This is a genomic window from Acinetobacter sp. BMW17 (assembly GCF_001592855.1).
GTDB lineage: Bacteria > Pseudomonadota > Gammaproteobacteria > Pseudomonadales > Moraxellaceae > Acinetobacter > Acinetobacter johnsonii.
The window spans coordinates 1-20,335 of record NZ_LSOD01000035.1 but is presented as its reverse complement, the minus strand read 5'-3'; the positions used below and the strand labels follow the sequence as shown (position 1 = coordinate 20,335).

Genomic DNA, 20,335 nt, shown 5'->3' with positions numbered 1-20,335 from the left:
CAAGGATAGAAAAGGATTTAAAATATGAAACCATCAACTTTACGTTTGACCACATTGGTTTTGAGTTTAGCGGCATCAGGTTTTGCCAGTGCAGAAACTTATATTGTGGATCGTTATCAGGACGATAGTGCAAAAGGTTCACTGCGTTGGGCGATTGAACAATCGAATGCCAATGCGACACAAGAAAATGAAATTCAAATCCAAGCTGTGGGTAAAGCACCCTATGTAATTAAACTGAATCAAGCTTTACCGCCAATTAAGTCTTCAGTGAAAATCATTGGGACGCAATGGGACAAAACAGGCGAGTTTATTGCGATTGATGGTTCAAACTATATTAAAGGTGAAGGCGCGAAAGCCTGCCCGGGGGCAAACCCTGAACAGTATGGCACTAATGTCCGTACCACGACTTTACCGGGTTTAGTGCTGCAAGATGTGAATGGCGTGACCTTAAAAGGTCTGGATATTCACCGTTTTTGTATTGGCGTTTTGGTGAACCGTTCAAGCAATAACTTGATTCAACATAACCGTATCAGTAATAACTACGGTGGTTCAGGCGTGATGTTGACGGGTGATGACGGTAAGGGTAATCCGACTTCGACCACCACCAATAACAACAAAGTTTTAAATAACGTGTTTGTAGATAATGGCGATGGTTTAGAGCTGACGCGTGGCGCGGCATTTAACCTTGTGGCCAACAATCTATTTACTTCAACCAAAGCCAACCCAGAACCGTCGCAAGGGATTGAAATCCTGTGGGGTAATGACAATGCGGTGGTCGGCAACAAATTTGAAAACTACTCGGATGGTTTACAAATCAACTGGGGTAAACGCAATTACATTGCTTATAACGAACTGACCAACAACTCGATTGGCTTTAACCTCACCGGTGATGGCAACATTTTTGACAGTAACAGAGTTCATGGTAACCGTCTTGGCATTGCCATTCGTTCAGAAAAAGATGCCAATGCCCGTACAACATTGACCAAAAACCTAATTTGGGGCAATGGCAAAGATATTAAACGCTGTGAAGCGGGTGGTTCGTGTGTACCTAATCAGCGTTTGGGTGCCATTGTATTTGCAGTGCCTGCGCTTGAACATGCTGGCTTTGTCGGTTCTCGTGGTGGTGGCGTGGTGATTGAAGCAGCAAAACTGCAAAAAACCTGTACACAGCCAAATGAACAAGGCTGTAATGCGATGCCAAACCAAAATATCCAAGCGCCACGTTTAAGCTATAGCAAAGGTCAAGTCACCGCTACAGTTCAAGCACAGCCAAATCAACGCTATCAGGTTGAATTCTTTGCTAATCGTCAAGCGAAGAGTCAAGAAGCAGAGCAGTATTTAGGTACTCAAGTGGTGACCACGAATGCACAAGGTCAAGGTCAAGCAATGTGGAAAGTAACAAGTAGTGTGGCCAATGTCACCGCCAATGTTACAGACCGTTTGGGGGCAACTTCTGAACTGAGTCCAGCCGTTCGCATTAAATAATAAAAACCGCATGGAAAGCTCACCTGCGTTGAGCTTTCCTCACAGAAAAGGATGTTTGGTATGCAACAACTATTAAAACTAGGCACATTATCTTTGGCGCTTATGACTTGCCAATTGGCTTCAGCCAATGAATTTTATTCGGCAGATCGTCAATGGTTATTCGGTGATTGGAACGGTGAACGGAAGCAACTGGAAGATCAAGGTTATAAATTTACAGCATCGATTATGAGTCAGGCGGCAACCAATCTGGATGGTGGTTATAACGATGACAATAGTTTTGACAATGCCGCGCAGTTGACCTTAGGTGCCAATTTTGATTTAAATAAAATTGCAGGTTGGGAAAATACTACAGCCGGTTTAATGATTACCAAACGTGATGGTAACGCCCTAACGCTTGAACGAATTAAAGACCCTCGTGCCAGTACCTTGGGCAACAGCCAAGAAATTTATGGTCGTGGCAAAATTTGGCGCTTAACTCAGGCTTGGATCAAAACTGGATTTGATGATAACCGCGTTCAATTCAAAATTGGTCGTATGGGCATGTCTGATGACTTTAACAGCTCGCAATGTGAGTTTCAGAACTTACTTTTGTGTGGTGGACAGTTAGGTAAGTCCATTGGTTCGATTTGGTATAACTGGCCTGTCAGCTTATGGGGCACCAATGTTAAATATCAATTTGCACCAGACTGGTCACTTGGCGTTGGCGTCTATGAAGTCAACCCAGACAATGTCAAAACAGACTCAGACAGTGATGGCTTTAACCTCGATATGGACAATGTCGAAGGGGCGACCATTCCAGTTGAACTGGCGTGGAAACCAAAACTTGCCACATTTAATGGCTTACCGGGTGAATATAAACTCGGTGCACTGTATTCCACAGCAGAAGCTAAAGATGTGGGTACATCAGGAGAAATCCACGATGGTAAATATAGTTTTTGGTTGAATGCTCAACAACAACTGACTCAACACGGGGCTGATCCGAAGCGCGGTTTATATATCAGTTTCAATGGGGTCATCAATGACCGAGACACGACCGCTGTAGAAAGTACACAACAACTGGCACTTTGGTACAAAGGCCCTTTTGATAGCCGTCCAAATGATTCTATTGGTTTTGGTTTGGCCAACTATGTGGTGAATGACCGTGTGACGGATAAGCAAATCGCCACTAACGAAGGTCGTGGTTATTACAGTTATGACGCGCTTGCCAGTGACTATGTCCCAATTCAACATGACGAACTCAATGTTGAGTTGAACTATACCTATCAGTGGTCACCTGCGGTGATGCTCAGACCCAACCTGCAATATATCTATCAACCTTTTGGCGTGAAAGAAGTGGATGATGCTTGGGTGGCGGGTCTTAGCGTTAAGGTGAATTTTTAACCGTATTTAAAGTGAAAGAGTGTTTAAAATGTAAGCAATACTGTTGCTGAGCCAGGGGCTGTTGACACTTCATCTATGCTTGCGACAACGAGTATTTTTTAGATGATACTAGGCGCGAAATACGCAATTTAGTCATTCTAAATAAGTGGTTCGCAACAACGTAGCATCAAAAAATACTCTAGTCCTAAAAGGTTGTGGCTAAAATCTTCACAGACATCGTTATGAAACTTGAAAATAGTCCCACTATTGTCATCGTTCCATGCCTTGCCTGCTCAATTTTAGCCTACAACGCAAGCCATTTATGAAATATCAACAGCCCCTAAACACTCTTTTTTATTGTTGAAGCAAGTTAATTGTGGATGCTCAAAGTTTGGATGTGGTGTGAATGATGCTCAAAACAAAGTAGGAGAGATCATTTAAAACACAGCATTTGGAGTAAAAAGTATGTCCGAAGCACAATCTCAACCCATATTTAAAATATGGTGCTTTATATTAGGCTTAGCTTTATTGCTGACTGGCCTATTCTATTTAATCGGTGGTGGAAAACTGATTAGTCTAGGTGGTTCATGGTACTTCCTTATGGCAGGTTTATTGACCACCATTTCCGCAATATTTATTTTTAGAAAAAAAGTACTGGGTGTCTGGATTTTTGCACTGGTTTTTCTTGGAACTGTGGTTTGGGCACTGTTTGATGCAGGTTGGGATTTTTGGGCACTGCATTCACGTTTAATGTTTCCTGCGGGTTTATTTGCCGCACTGTGTTTTACCTTGCCTGCTATTCGTAAGTACCAATTTCAAATTGCGCCTTCGGCACCCGCTTATGCTTTAGGTGGTTTGACGGTGTTAGGTATGCTCGGTGGTTTGTATGGCATGTTTATTCCACATCCTACAGTCAAAGCCAGTGGTGAAGAACTACCCCTAGTGCCTGTAACGGCTCAAACTCAACAAGTGAATTGGTCGCACTATGGTAATGATGCTGGTGGAAGTCGTTTTGCTGCGTTGGATCAGATCAACCGAAATAATGTATCTAAGTTAAAGGAAGCATGGCGCTTTCAAACAGGCGATATGACCACAGGTACGGGTAATGGCGCAGAAGACCAGCTCACCCCTTTACAGGTGGGCGATAAAGTCTTTTTATGTACACCGCATAACAACATTATTGCTTTAGATGCGGACACAGGTAAACAAATCTGGAAGGCTGAAGTGAATTCTAAAGCCGATGCTTGGGAGCGTTGCCGCGGTGTGGGTTACTTTGACTCGACTCAAGCCCTGGTACAACCGACTTTAGCAGGTGCCAGTGCGGTCACTGCGGTGGCAAACAATACTGCATGTCCACGTCGTATTTATACCAATACACCTGATGGTCGTTTAATTGCAGTCAATGCAGATACAGGTGAACGCTGTAAAGACTTTGGTGTCGATGGAACGGTGAACTTACTGGAAGGTCTAGGTGCGGGCACGCAAGCGCCTCGTTTTGAAGTGACCTCGGCGCCAACCATTGCGGGCACCAGTATCATCGTTGGAAGTCGTATTGCTGACAACTTTGCAGCGGATATGCCCGGTGGTGTAATTCGTGCTTATGATGTGATTACTGGACAGCTACGTTGGGCTTTTGATCCACGTAACCCAAATCCAAACTATGTCCTGAAAGCGGGTGAAATCTATAAACGTAGTTCAGCTAACTCTTGGGCGGCAATGTCCTACGACCCACAAATGAATACGGTATTTTTACCGATGGGAAGTTCGTCGGTCGATGTCTGGGGCGGAAACCGTCAACCTGTAGACCATAAGTACAATTCTTCCGTTTTAGCTTTGGATGCAACCACAGGTAAAGAAAAGTGGGTTTATCAAACTGTTCATAATGACCTTTGGGACTTCGATTTACCTATGCAGCCAAGCTTGGTCGACTTTCCAATGCAAAATGGGCAAACCAAACCTGCTGTCGTCATTGGCACCAAGTCCGGTCAGTTCTTTGTACTCGACCGTGTTACGGGTCAGCCTTTAACTAAAGTGGTTGAGCAGCCTGTAAAAGCTGCAGATATTCCTGATGAGCAATACAGCGCAACTCAGCCACGTTCAGTTGAAATGCCACAGATTGGCAATCAAACTTTGACTGAATCGGACATGTGGGGCGCAACGCCATTTGACCAGTTGATGTGTCGTATTAACTTTAAATCGATGCGTTATGACGGTCTCTTTACTGCACCGGGTTCTGATATATCTTTAAGTTTTCCGGGTTCGTTGGGTGGGATGAATTGGGGCAGTATCGCATTTGACCCAACGCATCGTTATATGTTTGTCAACGACATGCGCCTAGGTCTGTGGATTCAGCTGATTAAACAAACGCCTGAAGACTTAAAACTTGAAGCCAGTGGTGGAGAGAAGGTCAACACAGGTATGGGCGCAGTGCCAATGAAAGGTACACCGTATAAAGTGAATAAAAACCGCTTTATGTCGGTATTGGGCATTCCATGTCAAAAACCACCTTTCGGAACCATGACGGCGATTGATATGAAAACCCGTCAAGTGGCTTGGCAGGTGCCTTTAGGTACGGTTGAAGATACGGGTCCAATGGGTATTAAAATGGGCTTAAAAGCGCCGATTGGTATGCCAACTATTGGTGGTCCAATGGCGACTCAAGGTGGTTTAGTGTTTTTTGCTGCAACACAAGACTTCTACTTACGTGCCTTCAATTCATCTAATGGTGAAGAATTATGGAAAGCGCGTTTACCCGTGGGTAGCCAAGGGACACCGATGAGCTACATTTCTCCAAAAACAGGCAAGCAATATGTGGTCATTTCCGCAGGTGGGGCACGTCAGTCGCCTGATCATGGTGATTATGTGGTTGCGTATAGCTTAGCCGATTAAAACGTTTTATTGTATGGGAAGCCTGTCGAGATGATAGGCTTCCCATTTTTATGCTAATAACAAGCAAGGAAATATTGTGCGATTAACTTATTTGATGCCTGCGCCTTTTAAACAAGCCTTATTGACTGCGGTTATTTTACAATCTATGCATGCTTATGCAGAAACGACAGAATATCAACTTCCTGTCATCACCGTCCAAGCGGTACATACCGATAGCGAGTTGTTATCGACTTCTGCATCAATTCAAAAAGTCCAAGCGGCTACAGTACAAAACAATGCCAATGTTAACCTATCGGAAGTTTTACAAGGGGTTGCAGGCTTACAAATTAATAACCGTGAAAACTATGCGCAAGACTTACAGATTTCGATGCGTGGCTTTGGCGCTCGTTCAACTTTTGGCGTACGTGGCATTCGGATGTATGTCGATGGTATTCCTGCGACCATGCCTGATGGTCAAGGGCAAAGTTCCAATATTGACCTCAATAGTTTGGATCACATCGAAGTACTGACAGGGCCATTTTCATCTTTATATGGTAATTCATCAGGTGGAACCATCTTGGCTGAGACCAAAGAAGGGCAAGGCAAAGACTCAATTCAAGTGGGGCTCAATGCAGGCAGCCACCATAAGCAACAAGCCAATATCCAATTACAAGGGGGTTCCGAACAGGCCAATCAACCCGCTTATGTGATTAGTTCTTCTTATTTTGATACCGATGGTTTTCGAGACCATAGTGCAGCACAAAAAGTATTGAATAATGCCAAACTAACATGGAACTTAGACGATGGCAGTAAAATCAACTGGGTGATGAATCGTGTCGATATTAATGCTGACGACCCACAAGGCCTCAGTCGTGAGCAGTGGAAAACCAATCCGAAACAAGTGAATGACCGTACCAATACTTATAATGTCCGTAAAGAAATTGAACAAACCCAAACGGGACTAACGTGGACGAAGCCGCTGAATGATCAGCAAGAGCTATATAGCATGTTCTATTTGGGCAACCGACAAGTTGTACAATATCAGTCGATTCCAAAGGGGCCACAAGCCAATGCTCGCCATGCAGGTGGCGTGATTGATTTTGACCGAGATTACTATGGTGCAGACTTCCGTTGGACAGGGAAAGAGGTTTTACCGAATACGACTTTGGTTGCCGGTGTGGCTTTAGACCGGATGGTCGAAGATCGTAAAGGCTATAACAATTATAATCATGCAGGTACATTGGGCGTGAAAGGTGATTTACGCCGTAATGAAAATAATACCCTGTGGAATTTAGATCCCTATGTACAAGCCTCATGGCAGTTCTTACCCACGTGGCATCTTGATACAGGCTTACGCTATAGCAATGTACATTATGAGTCAGATGATCGTTATATTGTAGCTGGCAATGGTGATGACAGTGGTTCAACGGATTATCAAAAATTATTGCCTTCTGTGGCCTTAGGCTGGGAAATTTTACCCGAACTTTATGCCTATGCCAGTTATGGCAAAGGCTTTGAAACGCCAACCTTTACCGAAATGGCTTATCCTACATTAGCCACATCGGGAATTAATTTCGATTTAAAACCTGCAAGCAGTGATACTTATGAGCTGGGGGTAAAGTCGCAAAATGCATTTGGCCTATTTACATTGGCAGTTTTCAATACTGTTACTAAAAATGACATCGTGCCTGATGATGCCAATGCGGGACGCAATACATTTCGTAATGCAGAGCAAACCTTACGACAAGGCGCTGAGCTGGCTTGGCAACATCAGCTTTGGCAGGACCTAAAACTTAGTGCAAGTTATAGCTATTTGGATGCCACATTTGATGCCGATATTGCAGCAACCACCACCAAGCCTTTGATTGAAAAAGGGACATATATTCCCGGGATTGCCAAAAACCAAGCGTTTACTCGTATTGCATGGCAACCTGAACAGGGTTTCCAAGCAGGCTTAGAAGCACGCTATATGGATAAAATTTATGTCGATGATATCAACTCAGATACTGCGCCAAGTTATACCGTCATGGCTGCAAATGTCGGCTATTTATGGGTAAACCGTGACTGGAAAGTAAACAGCTATGCCCGAGTCGATAACCTGTTTGACCGTAACTATGTTGGCTCAGTGATTGTGAACGACAGCAATAGTCGCTTCTTTGAACCGGCCGATGGTCGAAACTTTAGCGTTGGCATGAGTGTGACTAAAGCCTTTTAATGGAAATGGTTTGGCTAGGCAAAAAATGCTGCATAGCCAAACCAGATGAATCGCGCCATACGACTGCAAAAGACGCTTTTGTATGGGTGCTCAATCTATTTATGAGTTGCTTTGATATTCCTGAATCACTTCCAGCGCAGCGCGGAACGCCTCTTGAGTTGCAGGTGCGCCGCAATAAGGCAAACTGTGTAAAAGAACTTCTTGAATTTCTTCAACCGTTGCACCGTTATTCAACGCACCACGAACGTGACCTTTCAGTTCCGTTGGACTCTTTTGTGCCGTCAAAAATGCAATGGTAATTAACGAGCGATATTTACGCGGTAAGACACCTTCACGTTGCCATGTTGAACCCCAAGCATGTTCATTAATCCAGTCCTGCAAAGGTTGGGTGAAAGGTACAGTATTGTCTTGAGCACGTTTAACAAAAGATTCGCCCATGACTTCTGTGCGAACTTTTAAACCATTTTCATAATCTTGTTGTGACATGAGAACCTCTGGATGTGGAATGCAAATATAGTAGCCGAGCGGTGTGGTTTTTCATCCGATATTTGGGTTAAAAAGATGTGCGCGGGAGTCATCATTCCCTAAATTTGGGAGTATAGAGATGCTCTTGAACAAGCTGATGATGGTTTTTATGTTTGATTTAAAGGCCATAAAAATACCTATTGGTAACTGAAAATATTTTTGAGTGAGCCCAATAAGAAAGCAGCCGAAGCTGCTTTGAATGATGCTGTTTTGTACTTAAGCAGCTTTAAAGTCATTGATAATAAGTTCTAATCCAGTCGCTTTCTGGATTTGTTCTAGGCTCACATCGCGTGCCAGTTCAACCAGTTTCATACCTTCAGCAGTGATATCCATCACGCCTAAGTCAGTAATGATACGGCTAACGACAGCTTTACCCGTGAGTGGTAGGGTACATTGAGGCACAATTTTTGGCGTGCCATCTTTGGCGCAGTGTTCCATGAGTACCACGACTTTTTGTACACCAGAGACCAAGTCCATTGCGCCGCCCATGCCTTTGACTTTTTTACCCGGAATCATCCAGTTTGCCAAGTCGCCCGTTTCAGAGACTTCCATTGCACCTAATATAGCAATATTGACATGACCACCACGAATCATGGCAAAGGATTCTGAGCTTGAGAAAAATGCAGCCCCTTTACGTGCGGTGACAGTTTGTTTTCCTGCATTAATCAAGTCTGCATCGACTGCATCACGGGTTGGAAACTCATCAATACCGAGCAAGCCATTTTCTGACTGCAACCAAACATTGATCCCTTCGGGTAGATAATTGGCCACTAAGGTCGGTAAGCCAATACCTAAGTTGACATAAAAACCATCTTCGAGTTCAAGGGCAGCACGCTGCGCCATTTCATTACGTGTCCAAGCCATAATTAAGCTTCCTCTGCTTTAATGGTCAGTTGTTCGATCTGCTTTTTTGGGGTGGCATTAAGCACCACGCGGTTGATGTAGATACCCGGTAAATGGATGTCATCTGGATCAATTTCACCAATTTCAACCACTTGTTCAACTTCGGCAATCGTGAATTTGCCTGCCATGGCACAGTCAGGGTTAAAGTTACGTGCTGTTTTACGGAACACTAAGTTCCCTGCTTTATCGGCTTTGTAGGCTTTCACTAAAGCAATGTCCGCAGTAAGGGACATTTCTAAAATATGCGGACGACCATGAAAGTCGCGGACTTCTTTGCCTTCGGCAATGAGGGTACCTACACCTGTTTGGGTGAAAAATGCAGGAATACCTGCGCCGCCTGAACGTAGTTTTTCTGCGAGTGTACCTTGCGGAGTGAGCTCAACTTCAAGTTCACCATTGAGATACTGACGCTCAAACTCTTTATTTTCACCGACATAAGAGGCAATCATTTTTTTAATTTGTTTGGTTTCTAATAATTTACCTAAACCGAAGCCATCCACACCTGCATTATTCGAAATACAGGTTAAACCTGTGACACCTGTATCTTTTAAAGCATCAATTAATGCTTCTGGAATACCACAGAGGCCAAAACCACCCACGGCAACCGTTTGATTATTGGCAACCACATCAGCTAATGCTTCGGCTGCATTTGCGACGACTTTATTCATCTTTTATTTCCTGATCTTCCTTGCTTGTTATTTTTTTAGCATTGCGCTGCACTTTTTAGAAATTGAATCTTTCTAACGTATAATAAGAAAAACTCATTAATGCAGAATATTTACGAAGAAAAATAAATAAAAGAAGAGTCAAAGCATGTGGTAAAGCCATGCAAATAATCATACGGCTTATTCTGAGCTATCAAACTTTAGCTTCAGTTTCGTCCAGAGAAGGGGAGAGAGCTTCGCTTAGAAATGATGCCAAAGTGTGGTTTCAATAAATTGGGACGACATGTTAGACAGTTCATAATCTTTTTTATAAATAATGCCCACCGCGAGTTGTGCTTGATTGTCCTTAATTTCAACCAATACATTTTTTTCAAGATCGATGAATTTTTGGAAATGCCGTGGAATCGCACTGACACCCATACCATAGGCAACAAAGTGAGATAGAGAACTGATTTGGTGGCATTCGACTTTCAAATCCAACACCACTTGATGCGCCGCACACTGCTCCTCAATCACATGCCGAATAATCGAGGGGTTTTGTAAGGTCACAAAAGGATAAGAGCAGAGTTCAAGCCATGTCACGCTTTTTTGTTTGGCTAAGACGTGGTGTTTGGGCAGCAGAGCCAAAAAGTCTTCATTGAATATAGGCTGAAAAATCAGTTGATCATTGGCCTTGGGCTCAAAACAAATGCCAATCTCAAAGATGCCTTCTTGAACTTTTTCAATGATTTTTTCATTGGTGATGTCATGGATTGAAAAACTGATGTTAGGGTGCAACTGTGAAAAATCATGCATCACTGCGGGGAGTACTGCATGAGTGGCAAAGGGCATTGAGGCAATATTTAAAGTGCCACGGTTAAGTTTAAAGCGCTGTTTGACATCTTTTTCCATATCCTCCCAGTTGGCCAAGAGCTTTTTGGCATAGGGAATGAGGGACTGACCTTCAAGGGTGATTTCTACCCGACGTGTGTTGCGTTTAAACAGTTTTCCACCGAGTTCTTCTTCTAATGTTTTAATGCTTAAGCTGAGAGCGGATTGGCTCAGACACAGCTCATTGGCTGCATTGGCATAATTAAGCGTACGTGCAAGGACCAAAAAGGCTTTTAATTGTTTGAGTGTCATGAGCTTCCCTGAGCAATGATGCAACACGATGTTGAAAGAAAATGAACGTGTTGTTCTCAAATGGTTTACATGAAAAATACAACAGACGGTCAAAACAGATCAAGTGATGGAAGTGGGTGTCATTTTTATCAAGTCGTCAAAGCAGTATAAGTCGAACAGCATGATAGTCTGTAAAAATATGTTTTAACTGAATGAAAAATATAAAAATTGGTTATTTCGTGCGATTTTGGAATTTTACCTTTAACTTGATGCAATTAGTTTTATCAGTCTTGCTAGGGCTTGGATATTAATCAATTTTTCTTCTTACTCAATGATTATTTTCAAACAATGCATGGGTTTATATGCATTATAGTCTGACCCATAAGCTGAAATATTAATGCTCTGATGGATAAATATAGTACATAGATCAGAGTGCAAATAGACATTTCGTCATGAGGGAAATAGACGGTCTATGAATGCGTATTCGGTCTTTCTACACAGGCTGATTGCACTGTGACTCAACTAGATTTGACATCATTCGCCATTAATATCACAGCACATCAAGACATATTTTCTTTAAGGATGGAGTAAAAAATATGTGGGATTTGGGTGTAATTTTATTGTCTCTTGGGCTACTGATGTATACAGCCTACAGGGGTTTTTCTGTCATTCTTATGGCACCAATTTGTGCCTTGTTAGCGGTTTTACTGATTAACCCCGCTAACGTTTTGCCTTTTTATTCAGGCGTATTTATGCCCAAAATGGTTGGGTTTATTAAAGATTATTTCTTGGTGTTTTTACTCGGTGCCATTTTCGGTAAAGTGGTTGAAATGTCAGGGATTGCAGAATCCATTGTGAACCTGATTGGCTCTAAAAATGCAATGTTAACCGTTGTGCTTTTAGGGGCGATTTTAACCTATAGCGGTGTCAGTCTATTTGTGGTGGTCTTTGCAGTTTATCCATTTGCAAATCAACTCTTTAGACAAGCCAACATTCCAAAGCGTTTGATTCCGGGAACCATTGCCCTTGGTGCATTTACGTTTACCATGGATGCCTTGCCGGGAACCCCGCAAATTCAAAACGTTATTCCGACGACCTTTTTTGGTACAGACATTTATGCAGCTCCTTTTCTCGGTTTGATTGGTGCGGTATTTGTTCTAGCAACGGGCTTGAGCTATTTGGAATGGCGTCGCCGTGTAGCTGCTCGAAATGGCGATGGTTATGCCACAGGCATTGAGCTGACAGAAGCCGAGCAACAACAACTTAAGCAAAACTTAGATACAACATCAAATGGTTCTACCGCGCGTCAATGGTTGGCTTTTGTACCGCTCATTTTAGTTGCTGTGACCAATAAGTATTTATCCACTGCAATTAAAGAATGGTATCCAAACGGTTTTGATTTCAATGCTATTGGACTTGCAGCTTACTCTGTCGATGTTGCCAAAACTTCTGCCATTTGGGCCGTGGGCTTGGCCTTAATTGTGGGCATTATCACAGCCATTTCATTTGACTTCCGCCGTGTCTATACGGGCTTCAAAGATGGCGTTAATGCCAGTATTGGCGGGTCTTTACTTGCAGTGATGAATACTGCATCTGAATATGGTTTTGGTGCGATTATTGCGGCTTTACCAGGCTTTGCGATCATTAGTCATGCATTGGGTAATACCTTTACCAATCCACTGGTCAATGGTGCAGTCACCACGACAGTTTTAGCAGGCGTGACGGGTTCAGCCTCTGGTGGTATGAGTATCGCGCTCAGTGCGATGGCGGATCAGTACAATGCTGCCATTCTAGCCATGGGTATTCCACCCGAAGTGATGCATCGTATTGTTGCGATGGCATCAGGCGGTATGGATACCTTACCGCATAACGGCGCTGTGATTACCTTGCTTGCTGTGACAGGTTTAACCCATAAACAATCCTATAAAGACATTTTTGCCATCACCATTATTAAAACCATCGCGGTATTTGTTGCTATTGCTGCCTTTACTTGGTTTGGTATTGTTTAAGACTTTGGAATTAAAAAAGAAGACAACGGAGTACATGATGAGCCAACTGTTAAAAGATAAAGTTGCATTTATTACTGGTTCAGCCAGTGGTATTGGACATGAAATTGCAAAGAAATTTGCCAATGAAGGTGCAAAAGTTGTCATTTCTGATATGAATGCCCAGAAGTGTGCTGAAACGGTGGCGGCACTTCAAAAGCAAGGTTTTGAAGCATTGTCTGCGCCTTGCGATGTGACCGATGAAGAGGCATATAAAACAGCGATTGAACTGACTCAGAAAACCTATGGGCGGTTGGACATCCTCATTAATAATGCGGGTTTTCAGCATGTTGCTGTCATTGAAGACTTTCCAGCCGCGGTCTATCAAAAGCTGATTAATGTCATGTTGGTGGGGTCGTTCATTGGCATTAAGTACGCATTTCCAATCATGAAAGCACAGCAGTTTGGTCGCGTGATTAATATGGCCTCGATTAACGGTCTGATTGGATTTGCTGGCAAGGCCGGCTACAACAGTGCTAAGCATGGTGTGATTGGTTTGACCAAAGTGGCGGCTTTAGAGTGTGCGCGAGATGGCATCACCGTAAATGCCCTGTGTCCGGGCTATGTCGATACACCGTTGGTACGCGGTCAAATTCATGACTTGGCTAAAACCCGAAATGTCAGTGAACAAAGTGCATTAGAAGATGTGATTTTGGCGATGGTGCCGCAAAAACGCTTACTGAGTGTAGAAGAAATTGCGGATTATGCGATCTTTCTTGCCAGTGATAAGGCGGGCGGTGTAACGGGTCAAGCCGTGGTGATGGATGGTGGTTATACCGCGCAATAACTTAGCTCAGCACACGTTTAAAAACTGAAAGCCTCGGATGTTCGTATCTGAGGCTTTTTATAGTGATAGGTTTTGTAAAAAAGAGTGGAAAGAGGACAGCTCAATTGTCAAAAATAAAATTGAATAAAAATAACCATTTATAAATCAATAAAAAGATAGATTTTTATTTTTATCTTATTGAATGGATTATTCTTTTATTAAATAGCATTGCAAATTACAGCTTCTGCCACACTTGATTTTCATCATCAAAAGACACCGTAAAATTAAAACGAGAATCTGCCGTTACCAAGTAACCAGTAGGTGTTTTCATGAGAACTTTGAGCACAGTACCTTCTTCAAAGTTAATGGGTGGAAAGTCTTCTTTTGTCAGTGTGAGTGGTTTGATCAGTTCAAGTACTAGGGTTTCCATGTCATAGATCCAATAGTTTTTAATGAAAAGATAGTAGCATGAAGTCATTTTAAAATGTGCAAACTTCATTCTTTTATACATAAAATCAACAAGTAATCGTATGGTTGTCAGATAAATACCGTCATTGCACTCGCTTTAAATCCTAAGCAATTTTTCAGTTTGAAGCCCAAAAGTTGTAAGCAATAAAATATCATTTTAAATCTGAGGCCAAGTCCTTTCCTATTTTTATAAGTTATTGAAATAATTTATTTTGATTGTTATGTGACTGATCAAGTCGGAAAATAATGTCCTGAGCTCTTGTGAAGGGGCATACAAATCAAATAACGTATAACCCAATAAAGATAAGTAAAGTGTACAAACTTGCTGTAATGCGATTGTACTAAATTAAGAAATAAGGATTAGTATGCACGGATTGCATACCTGAAATATAAAAGGGATATATATCGTTCATGTTTAAGTCATTTTTCCCAAACCCTAGATGGTTCTTCATTTCGGTATTATTTTGGTCAGTGATCAATGTCGTACTGTGGTACACAGGGGGAAATACATGGGGAAGTGCCATAGGTTGGCCGCAAGGTTATGCAACGGCTGAACTGCCTATTGGAGTGAGCCGTTTTTGGTCTCCGTCTTTTCTGTGGTTCTATCTCTGGTTTTTTATAGCAACAACACTTTTTGCCTTATTTTGGCGTTTTGTCTCAGATAATAAATGGCAACGCTGGTCGATTTGGGGCTCCGCGTTTATTCTGTTTAACATCTGGTTTGGCGTACAAGTGAGTGTTGCCATCAACGCATGGTATGGACCATTTTGGGATCTCATTCAAAGCATGCTTGGTAAAGGGGGGAACATTAAAGACCTATATATGGGTACTTTAACCTTCTTGTATATTGCGATGGTTGCGGTCACTTTCGCAGTGATCAATGCCTTTTTCACCAGCCACTATGTATTTCGGTGGCGTACAGCGATGAATGAATACTACACCCAACACTGGGAAAAATTGCGTCATATAGAAGGGGCATCACAACGTGTGCAAGAAGACACTATGCGCTTTGCTACCATTTTAGAAGATTTGGGCGTTGAGTTGATCAAGGCTGTGATGGTATTGGTGGCTTTCTTACCAATTCTATTTGAGCTTTCAAAGCATGTTCCTGAATTGCCTATTGTGGGTGAAGTAAAGCATTCCCTAGTTTGGGCTTCTATTATTTGGGCTATTTTTGGTACGGTCTTGCTAATGGTAGTGGGAAGTAAACTGCCGGGCTTAGAGTTTAACAATCAAAAAGTAGAAGCGGCCTATCGTAAAGAATTGGTGTATGGGGAAGACCATGCAGATCGTGCCCAACCTGCAACACTGGTCGAACTGTTTAGCAGAGTACGAAAGAATTATTTTAGACTTTATTTTCACTATGCTTATTTTAACTTAGTTGCGACATGGTATCGACAACTGGATATTTTATACAGTTTGGTGGTGTTATTTCCCGCAATTGCAGCAGGCAAAATGACTTTAGGTTTAATCAACCAAATTGGTAATGTGTTTGATAAAGTACGAGAGTCATTTCAATATCTAATTTTGTCATGGAAAACCATTATTGAACTGCTCTCGATTTATAAGCGTCTTAAGGCTTTTGAATCGACTTTGGATGACTAAATATTTTTGATGTATCTCACCTGCTGTTCATGGCAGGTTTTTTATGTGCTCAAGCATCGTTTTGTCTGTAACTTCTGTTGTGTGGTTCAAACTAAGTTTATGAAATGTTGTTGGGTTTAACATAAAACAAAGCAGAATGATGTGTGCATCAAACTAAAATAAATAATAAAAACAGTTATTTAAGTTTGTTATTTTATGAGCTTTCCGCTAATGTTTTTATGCGGGTGTTTAAGAGTAAAGTCGTAGTGAATTATAAAATTTTATGTGTATTTGGGGTTTTGGGGAGTGTATTGCAGGGCTGTACCAGTCTGGGAAATATAACACAAACAGCTTTTACAAATATTGCATCACCACAAGAACTAATCGTAGAACGAAAAATTAATGATACCGATAAAAATAGCAAAGAATACGTGTATCACACGGTAGGCGTAAAAAATGAAAAAGAGATCGAGGCGCTATATCCACGGAGCATGTTCAGTCAGTATTGCCAAGCACATGGTGGCCGTTTTAGTCAGACACAAAAAAGTAGTTTCAGTTTAGTGAAAGATCCGTGGGCGAAAAAGTTGCTTCGTACCTATAACAGTTTAAAACAGGGCACGGGTACTTTTCGTTGCCAACTCAATAATGGCGAACAGTGGCTGGTGAGTATTGAGGCAGTGTCTGAACGTAAACTGCCTAATTCAAATGATACGCGTGTAGTGAATCTACAAAGTAAAGTACTGACTGAGCCAGCACCACGGAGTATGGCCCCTATTACGCCAAGCAAAAAAGCGGTAACGAAGGCACCTGCGACCAAGGCAGAGGTGAAGAAAGAGGAAGAAAACAAAAAAGAAGTAGAGCCTAAAAAAGAAAACAAAGAAGTACCACCTAAGGCTGTCAAAGCTGTAGAAACACCACAGCAGCAACAGGCCAAACTGTATGTGTCTGCACGCCGTGATATTAACAGTGGACGCAACCAAGTCGCTGCCTGTAACAGTGCACAACGCGCATATAACTATGGTCGTTTGCCGGGGTCGGATGCCTCAAATGTCTATACCGAATCGGGCATATTAGTTGCACGTTGTTTAACGGGTATTCCAAGTTATAGCAGTCGTTTTTCCAACCCTAAAGGGCAGGCAAAATATGTTTTGCAGAACTTAGCCAAAAATCATAACCACACAGGTGCTAAAAATATGCTCAAGCAAATGAAGTAAGATTTTAGGCTGTTTGCGACCGCACTTCATGTGAGCACCTCAACCAAAGGAAATACATCATGAGTAATGTGCAAACCCCAGCCACCTATTTTACTGCGCCTTTGCTAGATCAGACCGTGCAAGAAATAGACGTTGATATTTCAGCTCAGCCTTATTTTTACAACAATGGCGGAACACCCGAGTATTTAGCCGAAGTATCAGATGCTATTGAGCTGATTCAAGCATCCTCAACCAACGCCCATATGAGTAGGGGGCATGTTTATGATGTACCCAAAGAAATAGCGACGATCCAAACCCATTGGGGAGAGCAGACCCAATTAGCGTTCGCAGGAAACTCTTTTGAGTTTATGCCACTCAAAGCCACGCCAGAAACTGCTGCCGCATTTGGTATGACTTTGGTGAAAGCTAGACAGGCGATAGAGGTACAGGCTACGCAGAAAAAGTTGTCTCAAATTAAATATCAATATGGCATGTTGGCCGGTCATTTTTTCCCTTATGACCCAACTCAAATCAATCTAGATGCAAAAACCTTATATCCCTTTGTCGTCACAGACCTAGAGCATCATGACTTTCCGCATGTATTTGCTTCGACCGATCCAAATAAACTACCTTTAGTAATTTCAGCAGGACGATATTTTCCAAAAGACCGAAAAATTTACTTGGCTGATTTGTGGGTAGAACATGGTGACGCACTTTATATTCCTGAAATGCCGAAGCAAGTTGCTCCTGAATTTATCGATTTACATAATAACCGTAATGCTGCTTTAGCGTGTTGGAAGGGCGAAAGTAGTCAATCTACGATTCAGATGTATACTTTGCTTGACCCCAAAGGTTACTTCTATTGGTTTTGGAATGCATGCCCGACCATACACCCACAGCTCACTGCCTTTGAAACTGCTGAGTTAAATAGGGAAATCGCTTGAATTGAGCGATTTAATTTTCTCCAACTACACGGTAATTTTACAGTTCCATAACAGGCTGATTGGCGGGCTTTGTGATACAAAGAATGCAATTGTTGATTGGAGTTGAGTTTATGTCACAGCCTGTTTTAAGCGTTTTACGTGGTCGGTCTTCTGTTATTTTTCGTCATGCTGTTTTGGCAGCAGCCTTGTGTGGTTCAGTCCAAGTTGCAACGGCCAGTACTACAGTCGACCAATTGAGTAATTGTTTGGTGAAGTCAACGACAGCAACAGATAAAACCACTGTGTTGCAGTGGACGTTTGCGGCACTGGCTGCACATCCTGATCTGAAGGTGTATAGCAATGTCACCGATGCACAGCGGACACAGCTAGATAAAAACTTAGCACAAGTATTACAACGCATTTTGGTGGAGCAATGTTCAGCGCAGACTAAAGCCGTGATTCAAGCTGAAGGCTTACAAGCGGTTGGAGACAGCTTTCAAGAACTTGGACAGATTACAGGTGAGGAAATTTTAAAGAACCCTGAAGTGAAAGGGCAGTTGCAAGGCGTACTGCGCTATGTGGATTTGAATAAATTGGTCACGACTTTTTTAACCCCAGAAATTTGGAATAAGTTAGGCGTGACGAGGTAGTTTAATCGATTAAAATATTTGAAAATTATGAATAGTAAGAACTGTTTATAAACTGAATCGAAAGCATTAATGTTATAAAAAAAGCTCCTTGAATCGCAGGAGCTTTTTTATTTTTGAATCTAAAGGCTGATAGGCCATCTCATAAAAGATTCATTTGAGGAACAACACAATTAAATCGTCACAGTCGCTCCTAAAGCTTGAATAAACTGTGCCATCCAAGCAGGGTGGGCAGGCCAAGCTGGTGCTGTGATCAAGTGTCCATCGGTTACAGCTTCAGTCACTTCAATGTCCGCATAAGTCCCACCAGCAAGTTTCACCTCGGCTGCGCACGCAGGGTAAGCTGAACAAGTACGGCCTTTGAGTACATCGGCTGCTGCAAGAATTTGAGCACCATGACAAACTGCTGCAATTGGCTTTTTCGCAGCATCAAACTCACGCACAATCTCAAGAATACGTTCATTCATGCGTAAATATTCGGGCGCACGTCCACCGGGAATGACTAAACCGGCATAGTCCGCAGTGTGTACCGCTTCAAAGTTGTAGTTGATCGCAAAGTTATGACCGCGTTTTTCACTATAGGTCTGCTCACCTTCAAAGTCATGAATGGCTGTGGCGATGCTTTCACCTTCATTTTTATCGGGACAGACTGCGTGAACGGTATAACCGAGACCTGTTAAAAACTGAAAAGGCACCATAGTTTCATAGTCCTCGGCATAGTCACCGACGAGCATTAAAATTTGTTTTGACATTTTTAAACCCTCTTTATTGTTTGTGCGTATTTATGTTCAATTTTGATCTAAATTAGCACAGTTCAGATGTCATTTTTAAGTCATTCAGTGCTCTTTAGTCGTATAACCGAAGTCATTTTTTATAAAAAGCCCTAAATCAATTGAGGCGTTTTAACTGTCTATAAAAGCATGATAAATCAATCAGTTTATATATTCATTGATATGAAATTACTATGCTCACATGTTAATAGTCTAATGTGCAGGCTTTGCCCTGATATTCATAACGGTTGACATCATATTTTTGACCATTCCAGCGGTAAACAGCAAAACAAAATCCGGGGCCACCATTTTCAATATCTGGCCAGCCATCTTTTCCTTTGGTTTTTAGAAAAGTTGGGATGCCCATGTTTTCAAAAATGAGTTTCCATGTTCCATTTTTCTGCTGCGAAACAATGTGGTAGCCCGTACCCGTATTGCCATAGCACATGGTGCTGTAGTCTGAAATGACTGCGTCTTTTAAACCGTCACCATTTAAGTCTTTGTATGTGGTGATTTCACCTGTGTCGCAGCTGCCTTCCCAGCCATGTTTTGTTTTTGAAAAGCCTGCGGCTTTAAATATTTGGTTAGCTTCTTTAGCTGGAACATTGGGTTTAGTTTCTGCAAAGATGGTGGTGCTGAGGAAGGCAAGGGTAGAAAGTGTAAGAATGCTAGTTTTCATTTTGTCCTAAAGTTTTTAAGTTTGTTTTGGATGAAGTAATAAAAATTTTCTCTGTACACGACAAAAATAGATAACTCATTGAAATAATGTCACAATAATTGTTTTCTAACGACGAATACTATGACACATCTCAATGAGT

General features: G+C 42.1%; 17 protein-coding genes. 10 read left to right on the top strand and 7 right to left on the bottom strand.

Going from position 1 to position 20,335, the window contains the following annotated elements; all coding sequences use genetic code 11:
• Window positions 1–24: 24 nt before the first annotated feature.
• The 4 genes from AXW61_RS10720 (at window position 25) to AXW61_RS10705 (ending at window position 7,927) form a co-directional block, all read left to right on the top strand.
• Window positions 25–1,485: a NosD domain-containing protein gene (locus tag AXW61_RS10720; RefSeq protein ID WP_062034293.1), complete on the top strand. Its 1,461-nt coding sequence runs from the start codon at window positions 25–27 to the stop codon at window positions 1,483–1,485.
• A gap of 60 nt (window positions 1,486–1,545) precedes the next feature.
• The gene (locus tag AXW61_RS10715) at window positions 1,546–2,865 is read left to right on the top strand and encodes a carbohydrate porin (RefSeq protein WP_062034292.1); all 1,320 of its coding nucleotides are present in this window, start codon (window positions 1,546–1,548) and stop codon (window positions 2,863–2,865) included.
• Window positions 2,866–3,309: 444 nt separating this feature from the next.
• Window positions 3,310–5,733 (top strand): glucose/quinate/shikimate family membrane-bound PQQ-dependent dehydrogenase, encoded by a 2,424-nt coding sequence (locus tag AXW61_RS10710; RefSeq protein WP_062034291.1) that lies wholly within the window; start codon window positions 3,310–3,312, stop codon window positions 5,731–5,733.
• Between the two features lie 94 nt (window positions 5,734–5,827).
• Entirely contained in the window at window positions 5,828–7,927 is a 2,100-nt protein-coding gene (locus AXW61_RS10705) for a TonB-dependent receptor (protein ID WP_062034290.1), read from the top strand.
• A 99-nt stretch (window positions 7,928–8,026) separates the two neighbouring features.
• Here AXW61_RS10705 and AXW61_RS10700 read toward each other — a convergent pair whose 3' ends face one another.
• The 4 genes from AXW61_RS10700 to AXW61_RS10685 all read right to left on the bottom strand — a co-directional run bounded on the left by AXW61_RS10700 (window position 8,027) and on the right by AXW61_RS10685 (window position 11,142).
• On the bottom strand, window positions 8,027–8,413 hold the full coding sequence (locus AXW61_RS10700) for a carboxymuconolactone decarboxylase family protein (RefSeq protein ID WP_004981378.1): 387 nt from the start codon (window positions 8,411–8,413) through the stop codon (window positions 8,027–8,029).
• 255 nt (window positions 8,414–8,668) lie between these two features.
• Window positions 8,669–9,316, bottom strand: coding sequence for a CoA transferase subunit B (locus tag AXW61_RS10695; RefSeq protein WP_058869077.1), 648 nt, complete (start codon window positions 9,314–9,316; stop codon window positions 8,669–8,671).
• Window positions 9,317–9,318: 2 nt separating this feature from the next.
• Window positions 9,319–10,023 (bottom strand): CoA transferase subunit A, encoded by a 705-nt coding sequence (locus tag AXW61_RS10690; RefSeq protein ID WP_058869078.1) that lies wholly within the window; start codon window positions 10,021–10,023, stop codon window positions 9,319–9,321.
• Window positions 10,024–10,260: 237 nt separating this feature from the next.
• Entirely contained in the window at window positions 10,261–11,142 is an 882-nt protein-coding gene (locus AXW61_RS10685; RefSeq protein WP_062034289.1) for a LysR family transcriptional regulator, read from the bottom strand.
• A 575-nt stretch (window positions 11,143–11,717) separates the two neighbouring features.
• Between AXW61_RS10685 and AXW61_RS10680 the strand changes: the two genes are divergently transcribed.
• A complete protein-coding gene (locus tag AXW61_RS10680; protein WP_062034288.1) occupies window positions 11,718–13,130 on the top strand; it encodes a GntP family permease in 1,413 nt (470 codons plus the stop codon).
• 37 nt (window positions 13,131–13,167) lie between these two features.
• Window positions 13,168–13,953: a 3-hydroxybutyrate dehydrogenase gene (locus AXW61_RS10675; RefSeq protein ID WP_062034287.1), complete on the top strand. Its 786-nt coding sequence runs from the start codon at window positions 13,168–13,170 to the stop codon at window positions 13,951–13,953.
• Between the two features lie 214 nt (window positions 13,954–14,167).
• On the opposite strand, the gene AXW61_RS10670 is transcribed toward AXW61_RS10675, so the two are convergent.
• Entirely contained in the window at window positions 14,168–14,362 is a 195-nt protein-coding gene (locus AXW61_RS10670; protein ID WP_004694700.1) for a hypothetical protein, read from the bottom strand.
• A gap of 449 nt (window positions 14,363–14,811) precedes the next feature.
• Between AXW61_RS10670 and sbmA the strand changes: the two genes are divergently transcribed.
• From sbmA to AXW61_RS10650, 4 genes are all read left to right on the top strand, one after another.
• Window positions 14,812–16,005, top strand: coding sequence for a peptide antibiotic transporter SbmA (gene sbmA / locus AXW61_RS10665; RefSeq protein ID WP_062034286.1), 1,194 nt, complete (start codon window positions 14,812–14,814; stop codon window positions 16,003–16,005).
• A gap of 143 nt (window positions 16,006–16,148) precedes the next feature.
• A complete protein-coding gene (locus tag AXW61_RS10660; protein ID WP_062034285.1) occupies window positions 16,149–17,198 on the top strand; it encodes a hypothetical protein in 1,050 nt (349 codons plus the stop codon).
• 59 nt (window positions 17,199–17,257) lie between these two features.
• Window positions 17,258–18,121, top strand: coding sequence for a hypothetical protein (locus AXW61_RS10655; RefSeq protein ID WP_062034284.1), 864 nt, complete (start codon window positions 17,258–17,260; stop codon window positions 18,119–18,121).
• A gap of 110 nt (window positions 18,122–18,231) precedes the next feature.
• Window positions 18,232–18,750, top strand: coding sequence for a hypothetical protein (locus AXW61_RS10650; RefSeq protein WP_058952203.1), 519 nt, complete (start codon window positions 18,232–18,234; stop codon window positions 18,748–18,750).
• 170 nt (window positions 18,751–18,920) lie between these two features.
• On the opposite strand, the gene AXW61_RS10645 is transcribed toward AXW61_RS10650, so the two are convergent.
• Complete coding sequence (locus AXW61_RS10645) at window positions 18,921–19,499, bottom strand: DJ-1/PfpI family protein (protein WP_058952202.1); 579 nt, start codon at window positions 19,497–19,499, stop codon at window positions 18,921–18,923.
• 223 nt (window positions 19,500–19,722) lie between these two features.
• On the bottom strand, window positions 19,723–20,196 hold the full coding sequence (locus AXW61_RS10640) for a hypothetical protein (RefSeq protein ID WP_062034283.1): 474 nt from the start codon (window positions 20,194–20,196) through the stop codon (window positions 19,723–19,725).
• Window positions 20,197–20,335 lie beyond the last annotated feature (139 nt).